Origin of the sequence: Nostoc sp. FACHB-110 (genome assembly GCF_014697425.1) — a bacterium.
GTDB lineage: Bacteria > Cyanobacteriota > Cyanobacteriia > Cyanobacteriales > Nostocaceae > Nostoc_B.
In genome coordinates, this window is the sequence record NZ_JACJRU010000007.1 from 48,453 (window position 1) to 73,915 (window position 25,463).

Below are 25,463 nucleotides of genomic sequence, written 5' to 3' on the forward strand. Positions count from 1 at the left end.
ATTATGCCGGAGAGCTACTTAGAAATTGAGCGTCATCGAGCTGCGATCGCTCGTACAGAAATCTCTCGCCCTGTAAGATTAGCCATAGAATGGTCAATCCTTAATCAGGACACCACTTTTTTTGACTATGGCTGCGGTCATGGTGGCGACGTGCAGCGAGTCGGGAATCTCGGCTATACGAGCGCAGGTTGGGACCCTTACTACTACCCGAATCACCAAATTACGCCTGCTGATGTTGTTAACTTGGGTTACGTGATCAACGTCATCGAAGATATCGCAGAACGCAACCAAAGCCTGATTAAAGCCTGGGAACTCACTCGCAAAGTTTTAATTGTCGCGGCCCAAGTCTTAATTAACGCTCCTAGCAAAGCCCAACTCGCTTACAATGACGGCATTGTGACTAGCCGTAATACCTTTCAAAAATATTACGAGCAAGAAGAACTCAAAAAATATATTGATCAAGTCCTCAACGTCGATGCAGTTCCTGTTGCGCTTGGGGTTTATTTTGTCTTCCGTGACGAAGCCGAAAAAGAAAGCTTCAAAGCTATTCGCTTCTTTTCGCGCACTTATACACCACGAGTCCGCATCCCGATTAAGCGGTTTGAAGACTATCAAGAACAACTTACACCCTTGATGGCATTTTTCACCAAACGCGGGAGATTACCTGTCAAGGGTGAATTAGCAAACGAACTAGAACTATTAACGGAATTTGGTAACTTTCGCCGCGCCTTTGCGGTTGTGTTGCAAGCCACCGATGAAGCAGAATGGGATGCGATCGCTTATCGTCGTTCTTTAGACATTCAAGTTTACCTTGCCCTCACCCACTTTGATAAACGCCCCAGATTTTCCCAACTAGCACCAGAAATGCGCCACGACATCAAAGCTTTTTTTGGTAGTTATGAGGAAGCTTGTAAAGTCGCTGACCAAAAATTATTTAGTTTGGGTAGACCAAAAGTAGTCCAAACAGCTTGCGAAAAAAGCAAAATCGGCAAACACACACGCGGCGCATTATACGTTCATGTTTGGGCCCTCGCCGCCCTCGATCCCTTACTCCGCATTTACGAAGGTTGCGCCAGTCGCACCATTGGGCGTGTTGATGGAGCGACGCTGATTAAATATAACCTTGAGCAACCGCAAATATCCTACTTGTTTTATCCAGAATTCGACACAGACCCCCACCCAGCTTTAAAAGCCAGCATCACCATTGATTTAAAAACCTTGTACGTCACTCACCGAGACTATGCAAATCGAGCAAATCCACCTGTTCTGCACCGTAAAGAAACTTTTGTCACACCTAGTTATCCTCAATACGAAGAATTTGCCCAACTCACCCAACAAGAACAAGAATTAGGCTTACTCAAGCAAAAAAGCGACATTGGAACTCGTGAAGGTTGGTTAAAATGTCTGGCTGATCATGGAGTAGAAATTAGAGGACATCAAGTTTATCCATTGTCGTGAGGCAGCAACAAAATTAGAATAGCCTAGCGATCGCTTGCACACCAGAATTATCCAAAAATTGGCTTTGATATGATGACCAAACCCTAGAAGTGGGCATACAATTCAAGGGTTCATGAGGAGATATTGATCATGGGTGAATCAAAACGCAGAAAACAGCAAGATCCTAAATACGGCAAAGTTAAAAATCCTGTCAAAAAACTAATGAAAATAGTTTGCCCATTTTTTGAGGATTACGATAAATTGTCTCATCTTGATGCTGATGCTATCTCGTTGATGATAGCGAAGGAAGGATATAAAGAAACGGGCTTGAGAGGAATAATTTTAAAAGGATATCTAGCTGAACACTTAGTCAAAGATTATCCTCCTGAATCTGAAGTCTTAGAAGGCTTCAAACAACATGGAAATATTTATGTGACTTCAACATTAGCTTTAACTTATTTAGAGAATTCTCTTAATCAAGAGGAAAACTTGCAAAATTTCGAGACGTATAATCCATCAAATCAATTTATCCGGATTGAAAGCGACCCTAAACAATATGACATCAATTTGATAACAGCATCATAAAATTTTGAGACAGTAGTTGATATTTAATGATGTATAGCAAACTGATTTGATTTATCAACTAAGTCAGAGGGAATATCGCAATGAAAGAAATCCAAGCACTACGCCAAGCCGTCCAAAGCCGCAAAATGGGGGCTTTGTTACTGCTAGGTTTTGCATCTGGATTGCCTTTGTTCTTGACCAGTAGAACATTGCAACTGTGGATGCAAGATGCCAAGGTTGATCTCGGCAAAATTACTTTATTTGGTTTATTGGCGTTGCCTTATTCTCTCAAATTTTTGTGGTCGCCTTTGTTAGATAGGTTTGTACCGCCATTTTTGGGAGGGAGACGGGGTTGGTTAATTTTAACTCAAGTTGGATTAGCCATTGCGATCGCCACTCTCGCCTTACAACAACCTTCCCAAAGCGACCAAGTATTGCAAATACTAGCCATCAACTGTTTAATTATCACATTTTTAAGTGCCACTCAAGACATCGCCGGCGATGCTTACCGCACAGATATCTTAAACCCGCTAGAAGCAGAAGCAGGTGCATCGGTTTGGGTACTCGGCTATCGCGTTGCTTTGTTTGTCACTAGTTCTCTCGCCTTGGTATTAGCCGATCGCTTACCTTGGAATGGTGTTTACTTACTCATGGCTGCTTTAATGGCGGGGAGTATCTTTGTCACCTTATCTGCACCCAGAGAACCACAGGTAAGCCACCACCGAGAAACTGCACCTTTATCTGCCAAAGATGTGATATTCGTGCTATTTATCACAGCATTAGTAGCTGGTTTACTCGGAGGAGTTTTTCTTGGCTATATTGCTTTGCCTATATTTTATTGGCTATTGGCAGGTTTGATAGTAGCGTGGATAGTCTCATCATTATTATTGCCTGATGAATTACTGGGTGAAGCTCAAGAAAATCAAGCCCCACAAAACTTACAACAAGCAATTTTTCTGCCTTTTAAAGAATTTTTTCATCGTTTTGGCTGGGTACAAGCTGGTGTAATTCTCATATTTATCATTCTTTATAAGCTGGGCGATTCTCTAGTCGGCATCACAGCTAATTTATTTTTGCGAGAAATCAACTTTACTAAAACTGAAATTGGTGCAATTCAAGCGGGAATAGGCTTTCTCGCCACAACTGTTGGTGTCTTAGCAGGTGGAGTAATCTTAACCAAAATTCACCTAAATCGCGGTTTATGGATATTTGGCATACTGCAATTATTGAGTAACCTGGGTTATTATGCCTTAGCTGTTGCTGGCAAAAACTACTCACTCCTAATCTTGGCAGTAAACATCGAAAACTTTAGTGCCGGATTAGTTACAGTTGCTACAGTAGCCTTTTTAATGAACCTCTGCAATCACCGTTTTACAACCACTCAATTTGCATTATTTTCTAGCTTAATGGCGATTAGTAGAGATGTTCTTTCTGCACCCGCAGGCGATTGGGCAAAAGCCACAGGCTGGCCGATGTTTTTCTTGTTAACCCTAGTAGCAGCCTTACCAGGATTGTTACTTTTACCGTTTGTTGCTCCCTGGAATCAAAAGCCAGTGGTAATATCTAGACCAGGACTAGAGGAAGAAGATGAGGATGTATGGGAAGCCAAGTAATTGTTTTGATTGGTACATTTATTCTTTTACTTACAGGTTTATTACTTGGCTATGTCCTGTCACAGTTAGTGCTAGGTTTCTTGACTTTTAACCTCTTCACTTTTTTTGGTACACTCAGCCTAATTTTAATTTTCGGCACACTTTATTACGTCTTATTTTGGCAATTACGCCGAGAGCCATCACCAGTGGTGAAAGAAAATCTGCCCCCGACAGAAATTAGCGATCGCATCACCGATAATCAACTCAAAAACAAACTCATTGCCAAGTTAGACGGTGATACCGCCACCGCCGAACGCTTAATTGAGCAAGCAAAGCAAAATTATCCCGGTATGCCAGAAAGCTGGTATTGCGAACGAGTCATCGATGATTTGGAACGCGATCAACGTTAAGGTTAAACAAGAGAGGCTGAGGCTAGGAATCTGTATTTTTTACTCAGCACTCAACACTCAGCACTCAGCACTCAGCACTCAGCACTCAGCACTCAACACTCAGCACTCAGCACTCAGCACTCAGCACTCAGCACTAAAGTTATGGCTATATTCCGTCAATACATCGCCCCTTTACTAGTACTTTTAGTATTCATCGTTGCGCTTGTTGCCGTCAGCGCCCGGATCTTCTTACCTGCTGATATGGCTGCACCCGCACCCATTGAAGAAACTGGGGTAATTGTGCCATCTCATGTTAGTAATTTGTTAATACTCAGCAAATAAAGTGTCTGAGCAACTACTACCGGGTTACAACATTCGGCGCGGTTCAACCTTAGAGCGATCGCTTCTCGTTAAGTTCATGCAACGCACTTACCAGGAGCGATTTCCTCAACAAGATTTTGCCCACCTCGCTCGCACCGTCGAGCAGTATTTATCCAAAGATACGCCCTTGTGGTGGGTGGATGTTGAAGAGGCAGGGGAGACAAGAAGCAGGGAGCAAAGGGGAAAAACTGACAATACCTCTTCCCCCTTGCCCCCTGCTCCCCGCCCCCTTTCATCTTCCCCCGTGGCTTGTCTTTGGGTGGGAAATGCCATAGATCAAGTCCGAGGCGATCGCCACGCCCATATTTTTCTGCTTTACGTCGTTCCAGAACATCGGCGCAAAGGTATTGGTAAAGCGTTGATGCAGTATGTAGAAAACTGGGCAATTGCCAGAGGCGATAAACAAATCGGTTTACAAGTCTTTGAATCTAATCAACCAGCTTTAAACCTCTACAATCAACTGGGTTATCACACTCAATCTTTGTGGATGCTCAAAGAACTGTCAGGAAAAAGTCAATAGTCAATTGACAACTATGAGTAGAAGCATTGCGATCGCAGAAGAATTCACCACGTTTCGCCAAGTAGAAGAAAAACTTGGTTTGACTCTTAGCGAAGATAGCGAGTTTTTTATCGAATGGATGGTTGAATTAACTGCTTTGAGCGAAGCGGAACAGCTACGATTAGACCAAGTGCGGCGTAATTATCTTTATCAAGTTTCCGATGGCATTTTGCTCGAAGAAACTATCAAAATGATTGTGTTGTCGCCATTACTCGAATTAGCAGGATTTTATCAGGCTCCATATAAATTTAGAGCCGAAGTGCCTGTGGAAATTGCTGTGCCAGGGGATAATGAGGAGATATTGCGAGGGCGTATTGATGCACTGATTCTGCAAGACCGACTCTGGATTGTACTAATTGAATCGAAAAAAACCACCTTTGATTTAGAAATTGCCATACCTCAAACATTGGCATACATGGCAGCACATCCAAATCCCAATCAACCGCTTTATGGGATGGTGACAAACGGCAGTAGTTACCTGTTTGTCAAAACCTTGAGAAAACAATACGGAATTTCGGATATTTTGGCTACGCGATCGCAATACCGCAACAATTTGTTTATCGTCCTCAAAATTCTTAAACACTTAGGAAAGTTAGTGATTAGTCAATAGTGAATATTTCTTCTCTTTGCTAGTCTCGAAGCCCTAGTCTAAGCGCCTTTTTTTCCTAAACAAATCAAACGATGGCGAACATAAAGTGTACAATAATCTAGCAAATACCTATCGGGCCTAGAATTATTGGCACAGGGGATAATGTGTAGCAGTTGCCGGATAGATTAGCACCAGGACTAATCATCAAACATGGACATGAAGCAGCTTTCAAACCTGTTCCCTGTTACTTGTTATCTGTTCCCTGCTATATAATCCCACTCTGCATTTAAATGACGTATGTATGACGACGACGACCTAAGCTTACTCGACCCAGAAGTTGAGCTAGAAAGCCCTCTCGATAAAATGGAGCCGCTAACTGCTGAGTCAGAAGTGGCCAAGCCTAATCCAGAAGTGATGTTAGCCCTACTGGAAAATCCTCAACCGCAGCAGCGAATGTTAGCGGCGCGTGCTTTTTGTGATTTAGAAGATGAACGCGCTACGCCTCTACTCATTCGCCTATTAACAGATTCCTGTCCTTTAGTGCGAGTGAGTGCCGCCTATGGTATTGGGCGAAATCCCAGTCAAGAAGCAGTAGAACCGTTAATTGCTCAACTCAACCAAGATTGGAATGGCTATGTACGCAAAGGTGTAGTTTGGGCATTGGGTAATTGCCGCGATAGGCGTTGTCTAGCACCCTTAGCCGATGCTTTAAGAACAGATATTTCCGCAGTGCGTTTATGGTCAGCTAGTGCTTTAGCCCAAATGGCAGAAGTGAGTTACGAAGCCATTATTGGGGCAATTCCTCCCTTAATTGAAGCTTTAGTTCAAGACCCAATCTCCGCCGTTCGCAGTAACAGCGCCTGGGCAATTGGCCAGTTATGCAAGGAATTGCCATCAAATATAGTTTATGCCACAGCTATTGACGCTTTGATTCAAGCTTTCGCCGAAGACCAAGATTTAGGCGTGCGAGAAGATGCGAAAGCCGCACTACTTGGCGTAGGTGATCCTCGTGGCTTACAGCTAATTGAAACTTTAGAACAAGAAGGATGGTTTTAATCAAGTATGAAGTCTGAAGTCTGAAGTCTGAAGTAAACTGACCATTTACTGAAAAAGCATCAAGTATGAAGTAAATATTGATATAAGTATTTTATTCATAAGTAAAAAAGTCAATTTCTTTTGACTCATCACATACACCTTTAGAGGTTGTTTAAAAAGTCTAAATTATGACTCACTGGGCGATTGGAAATCGCGCGCCACTGAGGGAGTCGGGGAACCCGCCCAACGCAGTGGCTTGGCTACACAGACAAAACCCACGCAGGTGGGTTTAAAAACCTTGATTTTGTGTTAGTCCACGCAGGTAGACTTTGCTTCTGTAGTAGAGAATTCTATTCGCCCAATACTTTTAAAATATCCTCTTAGAGATGTGTTAATTTCAAACTTCAGACTTCAGACTTCAGACTTCAGACTTCACTTACTTTCCGCTACTGGCTTAATTAAGTTGAGGTCATAAGGACGTTCGATGTCATCCTCACCCAAATATTCACCGTTTTGAATTTCCAAAATTACCAAGGGTATTAAGCCAGGATTTTCGACTTTATGCAATGTTGCGGCGGGAACATATGTTGATTCATTGCGGTTTAGCAATACTTCTGTTTCTCCACAAGTGACCTTGGCCACACCAGAGACTACAACCCAGTGTTCATTGCGGTGATAATGGATTTGTGGTTTAATGCCGTGTCTGGGTTTAATTTCAACACGACTAATTCTATAATTCTCTCCCTCTTCAATCACTTCTACATTACCCCAGTATCTTTCGCCTGCATGGGAAGAAGCATCATTATTTTTAGGTGGTTCGTTGCGATCGTTTTGAGACATAACACAAATTTCTAAATAGTACGACTATTACTATTGTTCAGTAAGAAGAGCGTAAATGAATTGACAATTTGCCACATTTTTTATGTATTTTTTCAACTTCTGACGCAATAAACTACGCCAACAAAATATAGTAGTTCTCAGTTATTAATACTTTGGCAAAAAATAAATCTAATTCATCAGAAACTGAATTAATCAATACAATAGCAATTCAATCTGATGAAGCAAATTTACCTATCTTTGGCAGCAAGAGGAATTCACCACTAAATTTTGTGCTGGTTTTCTAGAGAGGATGACTGATGGCTTTTGGATACTAGATAGAGAATGGCGGTGTATTTATATTAATCATCGTCAATCTGAGCTATTTGGTCTATCAACAAGCGATATTCTGGGTAAAAACTTTTGGGATTGTGTGGCCACTGAAATCAAAAGTCTAATTTACCCGCCATTAAGTAAGTCGATGCAATAAAACCAAACTATGTGAAGAAAAGTAAATAAGGCTCAAACGCTTTTTCCCCCTGCTCCCTGCCCCCTGCCTTATTCCAACAATAATTATTTACACCGACTTACTTAAATGTACAGTTCATTCTCAATAAGCACACAAATTTTTCCAGGGGTCTGTGCTTCCCAAACCTTTAGCTTGCAGGATTTAGAGGCGATTGTCGCCCCCTGAAGATTTTCATATAAACAAAAATAGCTAATCGCTAGGTTTGAAAATCCCCAGCAATTAGCTATTAATTATAGTTAACAATTGACTTGTCCCTAGGTCAGTGCTTCTGCACCACCGACAACCTCTAGGAGTTCTTGAGTAATTGCGGCTTGTCGGGCTTTGTTGTAAGACAGCGAGAGGTTTTTAATCAGTTCACCAGCGTTATCACTGGCGTTGCTCATGGCTGTCATCCGTGCTGCTAGTTCGCTGGCAGCAGATTCTTGTAATGCCCGTAGTAATTGGTTGCCCAAGTACAAGGGTAACAAGGCATCCAGAATTTGCACTGGATCTTGCTCAAAAATCATGTCGCTGGCTAAAGGTTGAACTTGAGCAGTGACTTTCTGCCGTTCCACTTCAAATTGACCGCCACGAGTTGTCAAGCGGAAAATTTCGTCGTCTGCAGCTTCTAAACCTTGGGTATCAAGAGGTAGCAAGGTTTGAACTACAGGACGAGAACTCACCAAGGAGACGAAACGAGTGTAGATTAACTCGATGCGGTCTACTTTTTCCGAGAGGAATAAAGACAGCAACTCGTCAGCAATTCTATTTGCTTCTTCGGCGGTGGGGATTTGTTCTAAGCCACTGTAGGTAGCATCGATAGGCTGGTTGCGGCGTTGGAAGTATTGGGTAGCTTTACGACCAACCAATACAAATGTGTAGTCGATACCTTCTGCCTTCAGTTCCTTGGCACGATTTTCAGCACGACGAATGACGTTGGTGTTGTAACCACCACACAGACCTCTGTCACCCGAGATTACTAACAAACCTACTGATTTAACTTCGCGTTTTCTCAGTAGAGGTAGGTTTGCGTCTTCAAAACGCAAGCGGGTTTGCAAACCATATAGTACTTGCGCTAGTCTGTCAGCGAAGGGGCGAGTTGCCAGCACTTGTTCTTGCGCCCGACGTACCCGTGCTGCTGCTACTAGCCGCATGGCTTCGGTGATTTTTTTGGTGTTTTTGACCGACTGAATGCGATCGCGTATTGATTTAAGATTAGGCATGATTTATGTTCAATAATTTAGGAGGCGACAAATGATGAATTACATCATGACTTTTGTTGATTCACCACTTCGCTATTTCAGCAGTCTGTAGTATCTCTCCTTAGATTCTACCAGCAAGGAAACCTCACCTAACCTTAGTTTCTGATGATTTAGGGTTTAAGAGGCGATTCTCTAAAATACGCTTAAACTAAATTATCGACATTACTTATAAAGTATCTGGATCTATACCAAGCGATCGCAATCTTTGCGCCAATTTTTCCGCCCGTTGGCGTTCTTGTTCCGCTCGTTCTTCAGAAGTAGGAATCCAGTTACCTGTAGCATCATACCAACGCAGCCATAAACCTGCTGTTTGTTGATATTCACCTTGCCAAACTCCTAAACCTAATTGCAATTCGTCAAACCAAAACCTCTTTTCTGGTACTGTCACTGCTTGATATTTTGTTGCTGTTAATTGAAACACTCGCAACTGATTTTCATAGCGGTCAAAGACGATGTAGTAAGGAATGCGTAAATACTGTTCATATACTTGCCATTTTGTCGGGGGCTTGTTGGCATTCCTGGATGTTTGCCCTAAATCTTCTGCTTCTGTGCCTGGTGAAAGTAATTCTACAACTAAAAATGGAGCTATGCCCTCTTGCCACACAACATAACTGAGGCGCATTTGTTGTTGTTGTTGAGCGCGAGGTACTCCTAAGACTAAAAACCAGTCTGGTCTTTTTTGCCACAGCCGATTCCGCGCATCGTAGTATAAGTTTAAGTCTGTGCCAATAAACATTTCCCCCTGCGGATAATTTGGGGGTTGGCAGGTTTCCCTTAATAGTTGGGGTTGGAAGTCGTGAAATTCGTCTGGCAAACCCGGCTCCTCTGGGTCTTCACTAGGAAGATCATACATCGTCGGCATTGTTTCCGACGGTGGCAGGGGATGAATTTGCTCAGGTGTATCTAGATCCTGCGGATCTTCACTCTTGCAATCATACATTTTCGGCATGACTTCGCTAGGCGGGCGCGGTGGGTCAATCTGGTACATGACAGTTTTTTTGCCGAGACTATCTATTTTATTTTAGGGTGAGGATTGGCGATTGCCTCTTGCTTTGAGATTACGCATGATTTGTGTTCAAGAATTTAGGAGGCAATCGATGATGAATTACACCATGACTTTTGTTGATTCACCACTTCGCTACTTCGGCATTCAGTAGTATCTCTTCTCAGATTCTACCAGCAACACCATCCAAGCTCATCTTAATTTCTGATGATTTAAAATTTAATGATGATTACTAATTCTTATTTTTGCTTGTTTTTTTTCCTTGACGCAGAGATTTTTGGTAACTGTCAATAATAATCTTTTGTAGTTCAGATTTAGACATTTCATTTCCAGTTATCTGTGCCTTTAAATACTTTTCATATCCAAAAAGCAAAGCCTTGCCCATTAAGTATGTCATTATCGCTGCGGCTGGAGCGCCAACCAATAAATCTATCCCAGGTATTGAAACTGCTATTAACGTGGGAATTGATACAGATGCACAAGCAGCATATATTGGAAACAAAAAAGAACTTTTAAACTCCAACCCGCACATAAAGGTTAGATGTGCTATCATAGCCGTCTGAGCGCCAGCTACTGCCAATCCGCCGAAAATACCAGAAATAGGACTACCAGCTACACCTGCTCCTGCTACATAGCCCTTAAGGTATTTCTCTGCTTCTGATATTCTTAAATTTACATTGACCTTTTGTGCTGCGATAAAGGCTTTTCTCGCTTCATTTATTGCTTGTGCTGTAGTATGTGCTGCCTCTATTGCTTGTGCTGTAGTATGTGCTGCCTCCAATTTTGAGAAAAGTGAAAGAGTGTGTTCAATTAATTCGTCTAAACCATAAGCTGGAATTGTCGGATTATTATAAATTGGCAATGGATCTGCCAAAACTGGAATAATACCATCAACTTGTAAATTTTGTTTTTGAATAAAGTCCAGTAACTTACTATTTTTAGGATTCATTGTTTGGGTAAGAACAATAATAACTGGTACTTCTAGTTTAATTAAATCTTTAATCCATTCCTCCTCAGCCTCCTGAAACCTATTACTTTTATCATTAACACAGTACCAAACAAAATGAATATGCTCGTTAATATCTTGCTTTCGTTTCTCTACAATTAGTTTAATTACTTCTTCTTTTGTACGTTTAATTTTTTCTTCATCTGCTTCTAGTCCAGGAGTGTCATATATGGTTATTGGAGAATTTGGATGACTATGCTTTTCAATCTTTTTAGTGATAGGTTTGCCAGTTCCCGTCATTACTTTTGAAAATCTAAATACGGAATTTATTAAGGTACTTTTGCCTACTCCTGTTAAACCTATCACCATTGCATTGCATTTGCCTTTTTCTTGAGCCAATGATTTGTATTCGGCTTGATATTGTTGTTCAAATTCTTCTTTTTCAAGCAGAGCCAATGATTTGCATTCTTCTTGATATTTTTGTTTAAATTTTTTTTGATTCATTTTATTATTAGCTTTATAATCTATTTTATAATTAATATTTTAGTTCTCAAGGTTGTTTGATAACTCTAATTCATTAATTACTTTGACGATTATAAGTTATACAAATAAAAACCTCTTTTATCTTATAAGTTAAAAACTTGATTTTTTATTACTCTGCATAGTAGGCTTTGCCTATGTTAAGAGCGAATTATACTAACATGAAAGTTTCAAACATCCTCTTAAATTAGTAGTTTGTTTTTCGTAAATTGTATCATGTGCGGTAAATCATTTATGATATGTCATTAGAAATACAATTAAGCTGAAGTTTCATAAACAAAAATATAGATAACATCTCTCAAAACAATTTTATATATAGCTTTGATTGATTGTTAAAAAACGGTTATTCTGCATATTTGTGATGCTTGATATGTAAGACTTAGAGGATATTCTAAATTATGCCATACCGAACATAACATTATTTTCATTTTGGTTCTTTATTTTTATTCACGCAGAGATTTTTTGTAACTGTCAATAATAATCTTTGCCAGCTCAGATTTAGACATTTCATTTCCAGTTATCTGTGCCTTTAGATACTTTTCATATCCAACAAGCAAAGCCTTGCCCATTAAGTATGTCATTATCGCTGCGGCTGGAACTCCAAGCCATGAATCTATCCCAGGTATTGAAACTGCTATTAACGTGGGGATTGATACAGATGCACAAGCAGCATATATTGGAACCAAAAAAGAACTTTTAAACTCCAACCCGCACATAGCGGTCAGATGTGCTATCATAGCCGTCTGAGCGCCAGCTACTGCCAATCCGCCGAAATACCAAGAAATGGGACTACCAGCTACGGCTGCTCCTGCTACATAGACGTTAAGGTATTTCTCTGCTTCTGATATTTTTAAATCTATATTGACCTTTTGTTCTTTAATAAAGGCTTTTCTGGCAACTTCTGGTAAAACTGAGGCAGTCACTTTAACTAGATGTGCTAGTCCATGCGCTGGAATCTCAATATAATCAGTAATTTGAACTGGCTTTGCCAAAACTGGAATAACATCATCGACTGGTAAATTTTGTTCTTTAATAAAGTCCAGTAACTTACTATTTTTAGGATCAAGTGTTTGGGTAAGAACAATAATAACTGGTACTTCTTGTTTAATTAAATCTTTAATCCATTCCTCCTCAGCATCCTCAAATCTGCCTAACTGCTCATGAATACAGAACCAGACAAAATGAATATGATTTTGAATAGGTAGCTTACGTTGATCGGAAATTAGTCTAGCAACATCTTCTTTTAGACGTTTAATTACTCGTCCAGTTAATTCTAGTCCTGGAGAATCATAGACTGTAATAGGACAATTTGGTTGGCTATACTGCTGAATATCTTGAGTTATAGGTTTGCCAATTCCAGTTATTGCTAATTGTTTGGTAAAAACAGCATTTAAAAGAGTACTTTTACCTACCCCAGTTTTACCGAGTAATAAGATATTACATTGACCAATCTCTTTGGCAAACGATTCGTATTCTTTATTAAAAGTATCACGCAGCTGCTCATTACTATAACTAGTATTGTTATCAGCCATTGATGGACATACCTTAATCAAGGTTTTTAACCAATTATAGCACTAGCCATAATTGAATTTGCTATTTTTATACATTTTAATGAAATATAAGCAAATTTTTTCTGAAAATTAACTTTATTTCTAATGATATAAACTTTATTTGTAAAGTCTCTACCGAACTCATTTGGTACAATCTCATGGATACTGAATCTTATCGCAGTATTTCTTATATTCTTCTTCAAAAATCTCTATAAATTGTTGGATTTCTTCCTTAGTTAGTATCTTTTCATCTACAAGTCTTAAAGAATTACGCTTTAGAGTATCAATCCAAGCTAAACAAAGCAAAGATGTTGATGTTCCCGCAACCAAAGCATCGTTTATTGAACCTACAACTGGTACTAAACTAGTTAGAATTGTAGATACACCAGTTGTTAATATTGCTCCACCAAATGCTTGGAACTCTGCTGATAACAATAATTCTTGTTCTTCTTGCTTCAGTCCAAAGATTGAACTTATTTTTTTTAAAATAAGCAGTTGTGTCGCAGGAAGAATAGTTGGACTAACAGGAAAAACAGGATTTAATGCAATAAGACTAGTCACCGAGGTATACACAGCAGTCAATTTCTGTGCTTCTTCTATTTTGAGGTCGATACTAGCAACCTGTTCACTAATAAACGCTTGTTTTGCTTGTTTTTCCAGAAGACTAGCAGTTTGTCTAACTAAAAGGTCTAGGTTCTTTTCTGGGGATGTGTATTTATCGCTAATTTTCTCTTCTACAGCCAGAATTGGGATAAGTGGAACTCTATTTTTGTCTATAATTATTTCCTCTTTCTCGGTAATGCAATGTATTAAAGATTTAAGTTTTTCTTCTTTTATAGCGTCTCCATTCTTGATTGCTATGAAAAGCTCATGTAATTCCGGTTGCTTTATTGTTCTTGTTAAGACAATAATAATCGGGATATTATTGTGTTTTTCTCTTAAATCAGTAATCCATTTTTCTTCTATATCCTCAAATCTTTCAGAGTTGGCGTTAATACAGTAGTAAATTACATCAATTGTTACACCTGGAAATTTTGTGTGCCTGCCTTCTATTAATGCCTCAACGTCTCTCTTATTGCTTTCAGTATTATCTCTATTTAATTCCCCATCCGCTAACTCTAATCCTCTTGAATCAAAAGCTACGATGAGACATTCTTTTTGCTCATATCTTTGTAGTTCACCAGTTACAGGTTTACCTGCACCAGATGGAGCTAGAGTTGTTCGCAAGATGGAGTTAATTAATGTACTTTTACCAACTCCAGTTTTGCCTATTAATAAAATATTACATTTAGGTAACTCATTATAATTTTCAGGGTCTTTAGCCTGACCTTCTAATTTATCAGTAATTTGCTGTTGCCATTTCTTAAAATCAGGCAAAAAATTGTCAATATCCATAATAATTACTAATATTTTTTGTAAATTATCATACTATGTTTGACAATCCACACCATAAATTAATTCTAAATTTTTATTAAAATCTATACGTTTCTACTTGAAATGGTGAGAAATATTTTTCTTGCAAACAAAAAAGAAAACCGAGTTTATTAATAAGCGTTTATCTATAAAATAATAGATTTGCTTCAAAACTCGGTTTATACAAAATGCAAAAACTTACTTACGCTGCGGCTTTGAAGGTCTTTTTGTAATCGTCTAAAGCAGCTTTCAATGCGGCTTCTTCTTCATCACCTAGTACTTTTTTGCTTTGTACTGCTCCGTAATAAGGAGACTTACCAGTTTTCAGGTAGTCGCGGAAACCTTTGGTAAAGGTGGTTACTTTATCTACAGCGATATCATCTAAGTAACCGTTAATACCAGCGTAAAGAATTGCCACTTGTTCAGCTACAGACAAAGGCTCATTTTGAGACTGCTTGAGGAGTTCCCGCAGACGTTGACCCCTTGCTAATTGGTCTTGGGTAGCTTTATCTAAGTCAGAAGCAAATTGCGCGAAGGCTTGGAGGTCATCAAACTGTGCGAGTTCCAGTTTAATCTTACCAGCAACTTTTTTCATTGCCTTGGTTTGTGCCGCAGAACCCACACGGGATACGGAAATACCAGGGTTTACAGCAGGACGAATACCAGCGTTGAACAAGTCAGAAGATAAGAATATCTGACCGTCGGTGATGGAAATTACGTTTGTAGGAATGTATGCGGATACGTCACCTGCTTGGGTTTCGATGATGGGTAGCGCAGTCATGCTACCAGTACCCAACTCATCACTAAGTTTAGCGGCTCTTTCTAACAAGCGAGAGTGAATGTAGAATACGTCTCCGGGGTAAGCTTCCCGTCCGGGTGGACGACGTAGTAGCAAGGACATTTGGCGATAAGCTTGTGCTTGCTTGGACAAGTCGTCGTAAATTACTAGGGTAGCTTTGCCTTTGTACATGAAGTACTCAGCAATGGTAGCTCCGGTGTAAGGAGCCAAGAATTGTAAGGTAGCAGGGTCACTGGCGTTAGCTGCAACAACTACGGTGTAGTCGAGTGCGCCTTTTTCTTGTAAGGTTTGAACTACGTTAGCTACGGTAGAAGCTTTTTGACCAATGGCTACGTAGACGCAAACTACATCTTCACCTTTTTGGTTAATGATGGTGTCAATTGCGATCGCAGTTTTACCTGTTTGACGGTCGCCGATGATTAACTCGCGCTGACCCCGACCAATGGGAATCATGGAGTCAATAGCGGTAATCCCGGTTTGCATTGGTTCGTGTACAGAACGACGAGCAATGATACCGGGTGCAGGTGATTCAATCAAGCGGCTTTCGCTGGATTTGATGTCGCCTTTGCCGTCGATGGGACGACCTAAAGCATCAACAACCCGTCCAATTAAGGCTTCACCGACACCGATTTGGGCAATTCTACCAGTAGCTCTCACAGAACTACCTTCTTGGATACTATTACCTGTACCCATGAGTACCGCACCCACGTTATCTTCTTCTAAGTTTTGGGCGATACCAATTGTGCCATCTTCAAATTCCAAAAGTTCCCCAGCCATAGCCTTTTCCAGACCATAAATCCGGGCAATACCGTCACCTACTTGTAGAACGGTTCCAACGTTAGCAACTTTGACTTCTTGGTCGTATTGCTCGATTTGCTGTTGAATAATGCTGCTAATTTCGTCAGGTCTAATTGATATGCTCATGGTGTATGTTTTTCTTTTGCAACACGGAAGAAATAGTAATCAATATCCAAAAGTGCTGAGTTGAAAGTGCTGAGTGCTGAGTGCTGTTAGCGGGGCGTTTAGCCCGTGCTGAGTGCTGAGTAAAACTTTTCTCCCCTGCTCCCTGCTCCCTGCTCCCCTGCCTCTTCCTAGCCATTTGTCAAACGCAAAGACAAGCGACGTAGTTGACCACGTAAACTCGCGTCGATTACCTGTGAGCCGACTTTGATGATCACACCACCAATCAATTCGCTGTCTACTCTAGTTTCAAGTTCTACTTGACGCGCATTGGTGATGCCGATGACCTTCTGTTTAATGGCTTCTTCTTGCTCTGGTGAGAGCGCAACAGCAGAAGTTACTTCTGCTAACACAGTTTGATTCAGCTGCCGTAGCAATGCCAAGTACTGTTTTAAAATCTGGTCTAAGAAGAAGATGCGTCGTTTGTCTACTAACAGTAGCAAAAAGTTGCGTAAATAAGGATTACCACCTTCACCCACGACTTGGCTGATCACCGCTTTTTTGGTGTCAGGCACAATGAAGGGGTTATCGATAAAATTTCGCAGTTGTTGAGAATTTTGCAACAAGTCTAGTAAGGCACGCGCATCGTTACCGAACTCTTCTGTCAGATTTTGAGACTGTGCTACTGACATCAGTGCCTGTGCGTAAGGCTGGGCGATTTCGGCTGTTTCTATGTTACTTTTCATTACCGTCCTCCCACCTGAGCGATGCTACGGTCAATTAGTGCCTGTTGAACATCGTCACTTACACCAGAGCGCAGCTGTGATTCAACTTGCTGTAGTGCCAAAGCGGCTACTCGCTGCCGCAATTCGGTTAGCGCCCGCTCTCTTTCGGTGTTCAAGTCTGCTGCTGCTGTTTGTTTCAAGCGTTCTACGTCTTGTGCTGCTTTATCTAACAGAGCTTGCTTGGTTGCCTGGGCGCTTTCTGTGGCGGCTTGGCGAATGCGTTGTGCCTCAGCTTGAGCCTGGGTCAACTGTTCTTGTGCCTGTGAAAGAGAAGCTTGCGCTTCTTTTAAGCGTTGTTCTGCTTCCTGAATGGCAGTTGCGATATTGGAGCTGCGCTCGTTCAGGATATTGCTTAAAACTTTACGTCCAAAGTAGAATAGTATGCCAATCAGAATCAATAAGTTTATCAGATTGGTTTCTAAAATGTCTAAGTTTAGACCGAAACCACCTTCTGCTGCGCCTTCTGCCAATTCAGAGTGAACAGCTTGAGCTTCTGCGGCAAGTAGTAAGAAAGTGCCCATGATAGCCATTTACAAGTGCGCTGCTCGCTTGCTAATAAGTTTTGTCTTCCCGTAGGAAAAAAGTGTCTGTTTTGACACTTAATTAAGCGCGCTGGGACAAATGCCCAGTTGCGCGTATGCTTTCGCTTGGCCAGTATCAGCTTATCTAGCTAAACTCGGCCCTAATAGTTTTTCTAGGATCTGCCTGCTGAGAGCATCAACTTGTTGTTCTAAGGAACGCATAGCTTCCTGCTTTTGTTGCTCTATTTCAATAGAAGCTTTTTCTCTTTGAGCTTGGGCTTCTTGTTGCGCCTCAGCAATCTTCTGGGCAGTAATTTTCTTAGCTTCAGCCTGAGCAGCTTCTAAAGTCGCTTGCGATTGCCTGCGAGCTTCTGCTAGTTGTTGCTCATATTCTTGAGCTAGGCGTTCGGCTTTGGCTAGACGTTCCTTGGCTTCAAGGGTATTGGTGCGGATGTAATTATCGCGTTCATCCAGTACCTTGGTCAGTGGCTTATAGAAAATTACATTCAACAAGGCTGCCAACAGCAGGAACTGCAATGCCATAAAGGGCAAAGTAGCATCGAAATCAAACATTTCTCTCCTCTTTGGCTGGAGTAGCAGTTTTCATGGCTAGCAACGTTATCCAACCTTTCGTATTTTAGAGACCCATAGCCACGAGGGTCAGCCTACATCAGAACCAATTAATCCCCAAAATATTTGTTGTGTAGAGATGTGAAAATTCACGTCTCTACACTCACAAAACTTTTAGGTTCTAGGAAAATGGGTTAGCGAACAATAGTACTAGGGCGATTACTAGACCGTAGATGGTCAAAGATTCCATGAACGCCAAGGTTAATAGCAGAGTACCGCGAATTTTACCTTCTGCTTCTGGTTGACGAGCAATACCTTCTACCGCCTGACCAGCAGCGTTACCTTGTCCAATACCAGGGCCGATAGCAGCCAAACCAATTGCTAAAGCAGCAGCCAGAACTGAAGCAGCAGAAACTAATGGATCCATTTTGATTTTCCTTGCTTTAAGTACAGAACTACAAAAGTAAATTAACTAGTAAAGACGTGTTTTTTCACGCTGCACCGAGTTCTCGCAAATCGCAGTTTGCGACGTTTTGAGCTTTGATGCTCGTCAGAACTGTGCTAACAACTGAGCAGATTAACAGTTATCAGTTATCAGTTATCAGTTATCAACTTGCATGATAACTGTTCACTGTTTGCTGTTTACTGATTTAATGCTCCTCATGCTCTTCGCCGCCGTGTCCTTCCATTGCCTCATGAATGTATGCCCCTGCTAGGGTAGCAAACACTAGAGCTTGAATGGCACTGGTAAATAAACCCAAGGCCATTACAGGCAGAGGTACAAATAAAGGCACGAGCAGCACTAATACCGCCACAACTAATTCATCCGCCAAGATGTTACCGAAAAGACGGAAGCTTAGGGAGAGGGGCTTAGTGAAATCTTCGAGAATGGCGATCGGCAACAATACGGGTGTTGGCTCTATATACTTCTTGAAGTAGCCTAAACCGCGTTTGCTGAAACCTGCATAAAAGTAAGCAAGAGAAGTCAGCAGTGCCAATGCTACCGTCGTATTGATGTCATTGGTGGGAGCCGCTAATTCACCAGATGGCAGCTTGATAAGCTTCCAGGGAATTAAAGCACCTGACCAGTTCGATACGAAGATAAACAAGAACAATGTACCAATAAATGGTACCCAAGGGCGGTACTCTTTCTCACCAAGTTGGTTTTTTGCTAGATCACGAATAAATTCCAGAGCGTATTCCATTAAGTTTTGGATACCACTGGGAACTTTTTGTATGTTCCGAGTAGCAGCTAATGAAGCTATTACCAGAACGCCAATCACGAACCAGGAGGTGAGAAAAACCTGCCCATGAATTTTGAGGTTGCCTAATTGCCAGTAGAAATGATGACCTACTTCTAATTCGGCGAGGGGAAAAGAATTAAAGGCGTTTAAAACACTAAGCATTTGCATTCTTCAAGCATTTTCCCCAACGAGCGAGGATGGGTGTATTGTCTTTAGTGAGCCTGACTGTTAATCAGTTATCAGTTATCAGTTGTCAGTTATCAGTTGTCAGCTTTGTCTGTTGGGTTAAAGTCCCTTACATCATTTGTGTGCGCTTCTACACACACCACAACCCTGTTCACTGTTCACTGTTCACTGTTCACTGTTTTAAGAATCAGGAAGGAACGCAGTTTGCACCGTATAGACGAGGAGCGTGGCCTTGTATGTAAGAAATCCCAAAAAAATGGGCATTACGTGTAGATCGTTCCATTGAGTTGCTAGTATAATCAACCCAATAAATAAAGCAAAACGATTTTTGCTTAGACGATTTTTTTCAGCACCCAATCGCTCAACGTCGTTAGCTAACATCTTTAAGTAAACCACACCTGTACACGCCCCAATTAAATAATTCAGGGCAATGTTTAGTGAATAAAAAATCCACACAGAGATAAATATAATCCCCGTCAAAACAAGTGTGATTACCAACAACTTCTGATAGAGTTGATAGAACTCCTGCATAGAAGTGTTGACTGGTTTTGTGTCCGCAAAACCAGATTGAGAATCTTGTTGTGTTGTCGGAGTGGGCGCAATTGGTTCTTCTGACAAGCTCACGGGACTTGAAACCAGTACAGCTAACTTATTATGACTGCACATTCAGTCAGCTGAATCATATCACGATCCGGTAACAATACTTTAGAAAAAAACAATTAACTTCTTGTTTTCTTACTCAAGCGCAACACAATTTAAACTTTGGGTAGGCTCAAAGTTCGAGTAATTTTAGGAATCAGGTGAAGGTAAGATGCGACGCGATCGCCTGAAAATTTCCTAATTGATGTACAATTGCTTTTTTCTTAGATAGTGTAAGTGACCTCCAGAAACTTTGTGTAATCACAATCATGAATGTATCGGGAAAGCTGGAGTTTAGAAAACTTAGTTGGTGCTTGAGGGGCTTAGACACAAAGCGTCTTGTCGTTAGACATCACACCAAGCCAAATTCTACCAAACTCCAGCAGTTGGAGTTTGTACTACCCACTAGAGGGGGCATTGCTGTGTACTTTCTTAATTTACATTAGTTTCACCAAATTTGCTTGAGAGCGATCGCTCATACTCCTACAAACCAGGTGTCAACATTACCAACTGCTGCTTCACCAAGTTTCTGACACCAGCCAATTCTAACGAGGCATTTATCAAAATTTCTGCGACTGTCGCCTTTCCATCACAGGCTTGCATAAACTCTAACTCTGCTGGTGACAAGTTAACAATTTGGTAATCGTAATTAAATATACATTGGTTAGGAAAACCATCAATACAAGGATTGAGTTCAGGAATTGCCGACAAAATATAATTATCCTTTGACCAGTCAGCTTTAGTTATCGGAGGACGGCCAAGGAAAAATTCGTAATGGGTAACTTCTGGGTCTAATAATTCTATTAAGCGATAACGTTGACGCTCATTTAAATTATTTGCTCGTTCAATTAATTCCGGTGCTTTGCTTAAAAGTCTATCTAAATCCCAAAAACCCGGATTTGAAAAGCCAATAAATTCTAAACCAGACGCATCAATTAATTCAAAAAGTGTGTCAACGTTGTAATCAATTTCTTGCGGATGAACGTACATATCAGCAAAACATTCATCGCGGTGGTTTTCCATTACCCAACGTTGTTTTTCGTATTTGACAAGGCGATTATTTTCTGGTAGAGATGCAAAGATTTGCCGTCCAACTTTTACACCATCACGGTAGTCGCCACGTTTCTCATTTTGAAGGATAGCGATCGCTTTTTGCATTAATTGAATTTCCCAGCGTCCCAATTCGCCATACACAAAAATGTGCATTAAGCCGCCTGGGGCTAATTTTTTTGCCAAAGCTTGAATACCGCCAATGGGGTCTGGTAAGTGATGTAAAACGCCGACACAGTTAATTAAATCAAATTCACCCGGCAATTGTTCCACATCGTAGATGCTGAGGTGATGAAATTCAACGCGGTTTGCACCTGAACGCTGACAACGTTCTTTAGCGACAGCTAAAGCACTAGCACTCAAATCAATTCCCACTACAGAAGCTTGGGGGTTGAGGTGAACCAAGTATTCTGTACCAACACCTGTACCACAACCAGCATCTAAAATGCGGATGTCTTGCTTTTGCGGTTTTTGACCTGTACAGAAGTTAGAAGCTGCTAACCAATTCCACCGCCAGTTATAGCCTGGGGGTGGTTCATCTAGTAGGGGTTCTGGGGGAAAAGGATATGTGTTGTAAAGTTTGGCAACAGCAGCACTTACACTTTGGGAATCTGACATGATGAACAAAATCGCAGCATCTCTGAGTTTAGCGAATACTGGGTGCTTAAGGTAGACAGGATAATTTAAGATGTGTGTCGGCTTTATCTGAAAAAGCGGTCTTAAGCTATCAATGGGTATTCTTTCAGTAAAACCACTACTGTTCAAGTAAATATTAGTTAATAAAATTGCTTTGAATCACCGTATAAGATACTCAATCAGGATCATCAGATGGCAATCGGACTGCCTGAATTCGTAGAAAACCCAGAAAATCGTTGCCCAGTAATTCTTTTACTTGATACCTCTGGTTCAATGTTAGGGCAACCTATCCAGGAGTTAAATCGAGGGTTAGCAGCTTTTAAGGAGGATGTGCTGAAAGATGCTCAAGCCTCTCTTAGTGTTGAAGTTGCTATTGTTACTTTTGGATCAGTGGTGCGACTCATACAAGATTTTGTAACCATAGATCAGTTTACAGCACCCAGGCTAGAAGCAGATGGTGTAACACCAATGGGTGAGGCGATAGAGTACGCTTTAGATTTGTTGGAAAATAGAAAACAGACTTATAAAGATAACGGTATTCTCTACTATCGTCCTTGGGTATTTTTAATTACTGATGGTGCGCCGACAGATTTTTGGCAAGGTGCAGCGCAAAGGGTGAGGGAAGCGGAAGAAAGTAGTAGACTGTCGTTTTTTACCGTCGCTGTTCAGGATGCGGATATGAATAAGCTTAGACAAATTGCACCCCCTCAACGTCCACCGATGATGTTGAATGGATTAGATTTTCGCTCTTTATTTGTTTGGCTTTCCACGTCCATGAAACGGGTTTCTAGTGGCAAAGTAGGCGAGGCTGTAGCATTACCGCCTGTGGGATGGGGTCAAATTACTACCTAAATTTAAGGATTTATTTATTGTGGGTTGGAAAGCAATTGCTCGTTCTGAGACAGGAACGAGTCATATAAGCCAAGGGATACCTTGTCAAGATTATGGGCGTTGTCGCATCTTTAAAGATGATGTAATTGTAGGCGCGGTTGCTGATGGTGCTGGTAGTGCTAAGTATGCTGATGTTGGTTCTAAGTTAGCGGTAGAAACGACAGTTAAATATCTATCAAGAATTAGTGAATATCTTCAGAAGCGTAAACATTGCTGGGAAATATTTTATCAAGCACTTTCAGAAGCAGAAGCTAAAAAGCTATTTACTAAAACTGCAAAAAAAGTCATTAATGACTTATGCAACCAAGCAGAGAAAGAAGATGATCCTGTTAGTGATTTAGCTTGTACGCTTTTGGTTTTTGTTGCTACTCCCCACTGGCTTGCAGCTATGCAAATTGGGGACGGATTTATTGTATTGCGTTGTAAAAACTCTGAAGAATATCAACTGTTGTTTCAGCCAGATAAAGGTGAGTTTGCCAATGAAACGACTTTTATAACTTCAGAGAATGCACTACAAGAAATGCAGGTGAAGGTTAGTTCAGGGGAGCAAGAGTTTATTTGTGCTTCTACTGATGGGCTAGAAAAAGTAGCCATTCGCTTTCAAGATTGGAAACCTTTCTCGCCGTTTTTTAAACCTTTTGAAGAATACTTAGAGCTAACCCAAAATCCAGAAGAAGATGCCGAATATTTAACCAATTTTCTCAACTCTGAACGGTTAAATGCTCGTACTGATGATGATAAAACTCTGCTATTGTGTCGTTGGGAAAGAGAGTAAAATTCCATGACGCTTCTCATCTGTAGTAGTACGGGGAAATCAATCACTCTATTGAATCAAATAGCTGATAGTGGTGAAGCTAAGGTTTACCGAACTAATGAAAATGGTTATTTAGCTAAAATTTATCATTCACCAACACCTGAACGGTTGCAAAAACTAGGTTTGATGATAGCACATCCACCCACAGAACCAAATTCTCACCTTAATCATATTTCTTTTGCTTGGCCTAAGTCGGCTTTGAAAAATACTCAAGGTGATATTAAAGGCTTTTTAATGCCAGAGGTTAAAGGTGGAACAGAACTGATTGCTGTTTATAATCCCCAGCATCGAAAGGCGTTGAAACTAGAGATTGATTGGCGTTTTCTACATACAACTGCTCTGAATATTACCTCACTTATAGCGGCACTTCATGATGCTGCTTATGTATTAGGTGATATTAAACAACAAAATATTCTGGTTAATAATCGGGCTTTAGCCTCAATTATTGATACTGATTCTTTTCAGGTTAAAAATCCTAAAAATGGTAAAGTTTATCGTTGTTTAGTAGGTTCAGAAGGATATACACCACCGGAACTAATTGGTAAAGAGTTTTCTACCCTTGAACAAACGGAAATACATGATAGATTTCGGTTAGCAGTAATTATTTATCAATTATTATTTGGTGGTCAAACTCCATTTCAGGGAAGATGGACAGGTGCAGGAGACACGCCACAACCTAATGAACTTATCCGTCGAGGTTTATGGCTTTATGCACCATATAGTTTGTTACAAGCTGTAGAGAGGACTATTCCCCTTGAGATTGTTCATCCAGAGGTTCGGCGATGTTTTCTCAGGTGCTTTAACGATGGTTATCAAAATCCTAATTTACGCCCGACTGCTAAGGAGTGGTTAGAAGCGTTAAAGGTAGCTAATGATAAGCTAATTCTATGCGGGAGAGTAGACAGTCACTACTATAGCCGAACTTATGGTAAATGCTATTGGTGCGATCGCTCTACAAAACTTGGTGTTGATATTTTTCCTGGAAAAGAAACTTCCACTTTTGTTGTAAAAGCCTCGACAAGTTATCCAACTCTACACAGTACAAATCAACAGTTGTCTAATAAAAATCAGATTAACAAAAATAATCAATTTATTAATACTATTTTGAGTATTGTTATAACCTTAATCTCAATAGCACTCGTTTCATTTATTAAATCTGGTATTAGAAGCCTATTTTCTCCATCTAACAATTTTATTCCTACAAAAAGTGAGCTAGAAATACCAACTTCAAATGACTCACAAGAATTACAAGAATTAACTAAATCACAATTGAGAGCAATCGCCAACAGTGAAATTGAAGCATACACAATTGGTATTGGTATTTCATTCCAATTTGATGAAAAAAATAAAATACCAATAATTACCGATATTTTAGACAAATCTCCAGCAGCATTAGGAAATCTTAAAATTGGTGATCAAATATTGGAAGTCAATGGCCAATCGACATTAGACATGAGTGTAACAGATGTAGCTAAGTTAATACAAGGTGATGTAAATACCGCAGTTTTTTTACTGGTTGGTCGTCAAGGCTTCAGAAATACAAGCACAATGCTAATTAGGGAGCGTTTTATCAATCACAACCTTGAGCAAGATTATGTTAACCGTTGTTCAGCTCGTTTTCAATTGGAAGATTTTAGCAATGCACTAGACGACTGTAATGAGGCAGTTAAGCTAAATTTCAGTAATGACGAAGCCTACTTTTTACTTGGTGCTAGTCATATTATGAATGGAGATAAATATAAAGGAATAGAATATTTACAAAAATCTGCAAGCTTAGGAAATAAAAAAGCTAGGAAATTTCTTAAAGATATTCAACAATATTAAGACAATATATAATTATTCTA

26 protein-coding genes are annotated in these 25,463 nt (G+C 40.5%); 12 read left to right on the top strand and 14 right to left on the bottom strand.

Annotation, left to right across the window (positions count from 1 at the left end; translation table 11 throughout):
• Window positions 1–3: 3 nt before the first annotated feature.
• The 8 genes from H6G69_RS09295 to H6G69_RS09330 all read left to right on the top strand — a co-directional run bounded on the left by H6G69_RS09295 (window position 4) and on the right by H6G69_RS09330 (window position 6,567).
• Window positions 4–1,458: a DNA phosphorothioation-associated putative methyltransferase gene (locus tag H6G69_RS09295; RefSeq protein ID WP_190684962.1), complete on the top strand. Its 1,455-nt coding sequence runs from the start codon at window positions 4–6 to the stop codon at window positions 1,456–1,458.
• Between the two features lie 129 nt (window positions 1,459–1,587).
• On the top strand, window positions 1,588–2,022 hold the full coding sequence (locus tag H6G69_RS09300; protein ID WP_190684965.1) for a hypothetical protein: 435 nt from the start codon (window positions 1,588–1,590) through the stop codon (window positions 2,020–2,022).
• Between the two features lie 80 nt (window positions 2,023–2,102).
• Entirely contained in the window at window positions 2,103–3,614 is a 1,512-nt protein-coding gene (locus H6G69_RS09305; RefSeq protein ID WP_190684968.1) for an AmpG family muropeptide MFS transporter, read from the top strand.
• The gene (locus tag H6G69_RS09310) at window positions 3,599–4,003 is read left to right on the top strand and encodes an ABC transporter permease (RefSeq protein ID WP_190684970.1); all 405 of its coding nucleotides are present in this window, start codon (window positions 3,599–3,601) and stop codon (window positions 4,001–4,003) included. The genes H6G69_RS09305 and H6G69_RS09310 overlap by 16 nt, the downstream gene beginning before the upstream one ends.
• Window positions 4,004–4,144: 141 nt before the next feature.
• On the top strand, window positions 4,145–4,324 hold the full coding sequence (locus H6G69_RS09315) for a hypothetical protein (protein ID WP_190684973.1): 180 nt from the start codon (window positions 4,145–4,147) through the stop codon (window positions 4,322–4,324).
• Window position 4,325: 1 nt separating this feature from the next.
• Window positions 4,326–4,883 (top strand): N-acetyltransferase, encoded by a 558-nt coding sequence (locus tag H6G69_RS09320; RefSeq protein ID WP_190684976.1) that lies wholly within the window; start codon window positions 4,326–4,328, stop codon window positions 4,881–4,883.
• 13 nt (window positions 4,884–4,896) lie between these two features.
• Window positions 4,897–5,532 (top strand): type I restriction enzyme HsdR N-terminal domain-containing protein, encoded by a 636-nt coding sequence (locus H6G69_RS09325; RefSeq protein ID WP_190684979.1) that lies wholly within the window; start codon window positions 4,897–4,899, stop codon window positions 5,530–5,532.
• Between the two features lie 276 nt (window positions 5,533–5,808).
• On the top strand, window positions 5,809–6,567 hold the full coding sequence (locus tag H6G69_RS09330; protein WP_190684981.1) for a HEAT repeat domain-containing protein: 759 nt from the start codon (window positions 5,809–5,811) through the stop codon (window positions 6,565–6,567).
• Window positions 6,568–6,978: 411 nt separating this feature from the next.
• Here the strand turns inward: H6G69_RS09330 and H6G69_RS09335 are convergent, their stop codons facing one another.
• The gene (locus H6G69_RS09335) at window positions 6,979–7,386 is read right to left on the bottom strand and encodes a phosphomannose isomerase type II C-terminal cupin domain (protein WP_190684984.1); all 408 of its coding nucleotides are present in this window, start codon (window positions 7,384–7,386) and stop codon (window positions 6,979–6,981) included.
• A gap of 289 nt (window positions 7,387–7,675) precedes the next feature.
• On the opposite strand from H6G69_RS09335, the gene H6G69_RS34765 reads away from it, so the two are divergent.
• Window positions 7,676–7,852: a PAS domain-containing protein gene (locus H6G69_RS34765; protein ID WP_190684988.1), complete on the top strand. Its 177-nt coding sequence runs from the start codon at window positions 7,676–7,678 to the stop codon at window positions 7,850–7,852.
• 293 nt (window positions 7,853–8,145) lie between these two features.
• On the opposite strand, the gene H6G69_RS09345 is transcribed toward H6G69_RS34765, so the two are convergent.
• The 13 genes from H6G69_RS09345 to H6G69_RS09405 form a co-directional block, all read right to left on the bottom strand.
• Window positions 8,146–9,093, bottom strand: coding sequence for a F0F1 ATP synthase subunit gamma (locus tag H6G69_RS09345; protein WP_190684991.1), 948 nt, complete (start codon window positions 9,091–9,093; stop codon window positions 8,146–8,148).
• Between the two features lie 205 nt (window positions 9,094–9,298).
• Window positions 9,299–10,120, bottom strand: a complete 822-nt coding sequence (locus H6G69_RS09350; protein ID WP_190684994.1) for a Uma2 family endonuclease — start codon at window positions 10,118–10,120, stop codon at window positions 9,299–9,301.
• A gap of 247 nt (window positions 10,121–10,367) precedes the next feature.
• Window positions 10,368–11,585, bottom strand: a complete 1,218-nt coding sequence (locus H6G69_RS09355) for a GTPase (protein ID WP_190684997.1) — start codon at window positions 11,583–11,585, stop codon at window positions 10,368–10,370.
• A gap of 479 nt (window positions 11,586–12,064) precedes the next feature.
• The gene (locus tag H6G69_RS09360; RefSeq protein WP_190685000.1) at window positions 12,065–13,153 is read right to left on the bottom strand and encodes a GTPase family protein; all 1,089 of its coding nucleotides are present in this window, start codon (window positions 13,151–13,153) and stop codon (window positions 12,065–12,067) included.
• Between the two features lie 174 nt (window positions 13,154–13,327).
• On the bottom strand, window positions 13,328–14,566 hold the full coding sequence (locus H6G69_RS09365; RefSeq protein ID WP_190685003.1) for a GTPase: 1,239 nt from the start codon (window positions 14,564–14,566) through the stop codon (window positions 13,328–13,330).
• 220 nt (window positions 14,567–14,786) lie between these two features.
• Window positions 14,787–16,307 carry a F0F1 ATP synthase subunit alpha gene (atpA, locus tag H6G69_RS09370; protein WP_190685006.1) on the bottom strand — a complete coding sequence of 507 codons (1,521 nt, stop codon included), beginning with the start codon at window positions 16,305–16,307 and terminating at the stop codon, window positions 14,787–14,789.
• Between the two features lie 167 nt (window positions 16,308–16,474).
• Entirely contained in the window at window positions 16,475–17,029 is a 555-nt protein-coding gene (gene atpH, locus H6G69_RS09375) for an ATP synthase F1 subunit delta (RefSeq protein ID WP_190685009.1), read from the bottom strand.
• Window positions 17,029–17,598, bottom strand: a complete 570-nt coding sequence (locus H6G69_RS09380) for a F0F1 ATP synthase subunit B (RefSeq protein WP_190685011.1) — start codon at window positions 17,596–17,598, stop codon at window positions 17,029–17,031. The genes atpH and H6G69_RS09380 overlap by 1 nt, the downstream gene beginning before the upstream one ends.
• Before the next feature lie 132 nt (window positions 17,599–17,730).
• Window positions 17,731–18,162 (bottom strand): F0F1 ATP synthase subunit B', encoded by a 432-nt coding sequence (locus H6G69_RS09385; RefSeq protein WP_190685014.1) that lies wholly within the window; start codon window positions 18,160–18,162, stop codon window positions 17,731–17,733.
• Between the two features lie 178 nt (window positions 18,163–18,340).
• Window positions 18,341–18,586: an ATP synthase F0 subunit C gene (gene atpE, locus H6G69_RS09390; protein WP_008233924.1), complete on the bottom strand. Its 246-nt coding sequence runs from the start codon at window positions 18,584–18,586 to the stop codon at window positions 18,341–18,343.
• 223 nt (window positions 18,587–18,809) lie between these two features.
• Window positions 18,810–19,571 (bottom strand): F0F1 ATP synthase subunit A, encoded by a 762-nt coding sequence (atpB, locus tag H6G69_RS09395; protein ID WP_190685016.1) that lies wholly within the window; start codon window positions 19,569–19,571, stop codon window positions 18,810–18,812.
• Window positions 19,572–19,769: 198 nt separating this feature from the next.
• Complete coding sequence (locus tag H6G69_RS09400) at window positions 19,770–20,255, bottom strand: ATP synthase subunit I (RefSeq protein WP_190685019.1); 486 nt, start codon at window positions 20,253–20,255, stop codon at window positions 19,770–19,772.
• A gap of 456 nt (window positions 20,256–20,711) precedes the next feature.
• Entirely contained in the window at window positions 20,712–21,896 is a 1,185-nt protein-coding gene (locus tag H6G69_RS09405; RefSeq protein ID WP_190685023.1) for a class I SAM-dependent methyltransferase, read from the bottom strand.
• Between the two features lie 210 nt (window positions 21,897–22,106).
• On the opposite strand from H6G69_RS09405, the gene H6G69_RS09410 reads away from it, so the two are divergent.
• From H6G69_RS09410 to H6G69_RS09420, 3 genes are read left to right on the top strand one after another with little or no spacing between them, the layout of a single operon-like run.
• Window positions 22,107–22,766 carry a VWA domain-containing protein gene (locus H6G69_RS09410; RefSeq protein ID WP_190685026.1) on the top strand — a complete coding sequence of 220 codons (660 nt, stop codon included), beginning with the start codon at window positions 22,107–22,109 and terminating at the stop codon, window positions 22,764–22,766.
• Window positions 22,767–22,785: 19 nt separating this feature from the next.
• Window positions 22,786–23,580 carry a protein phosphatase 2C domain-containing protein gene (locus H6G69_RS09415; protein WP_190685029.1) on the top strand — a complete coding sequence of 265 codons (795 nt, stop codon included), beginning with the start codon at window positions 22,786–22,788 and terminating at the stop codon, window positions 23,578–23,580.
• Window positions 23,581–23,586: 6 nt separating this feature from the next.
• Window positions 23,587–25,443 carry a PDZ domain-containing protein gene (locus H6G69_RS09420; RefSeq protein ID WP_190685032.1) on the top strand — a complete coding sequence of 619 codons (1,857 nt, stop codon included), beginning with the start codon at window positions 23,587–23,589 and terminating at the stop codon, window positions 25,441–25,443.
• Window positions 25,444–25,463 lie beyond the last annotated feature (20 nt).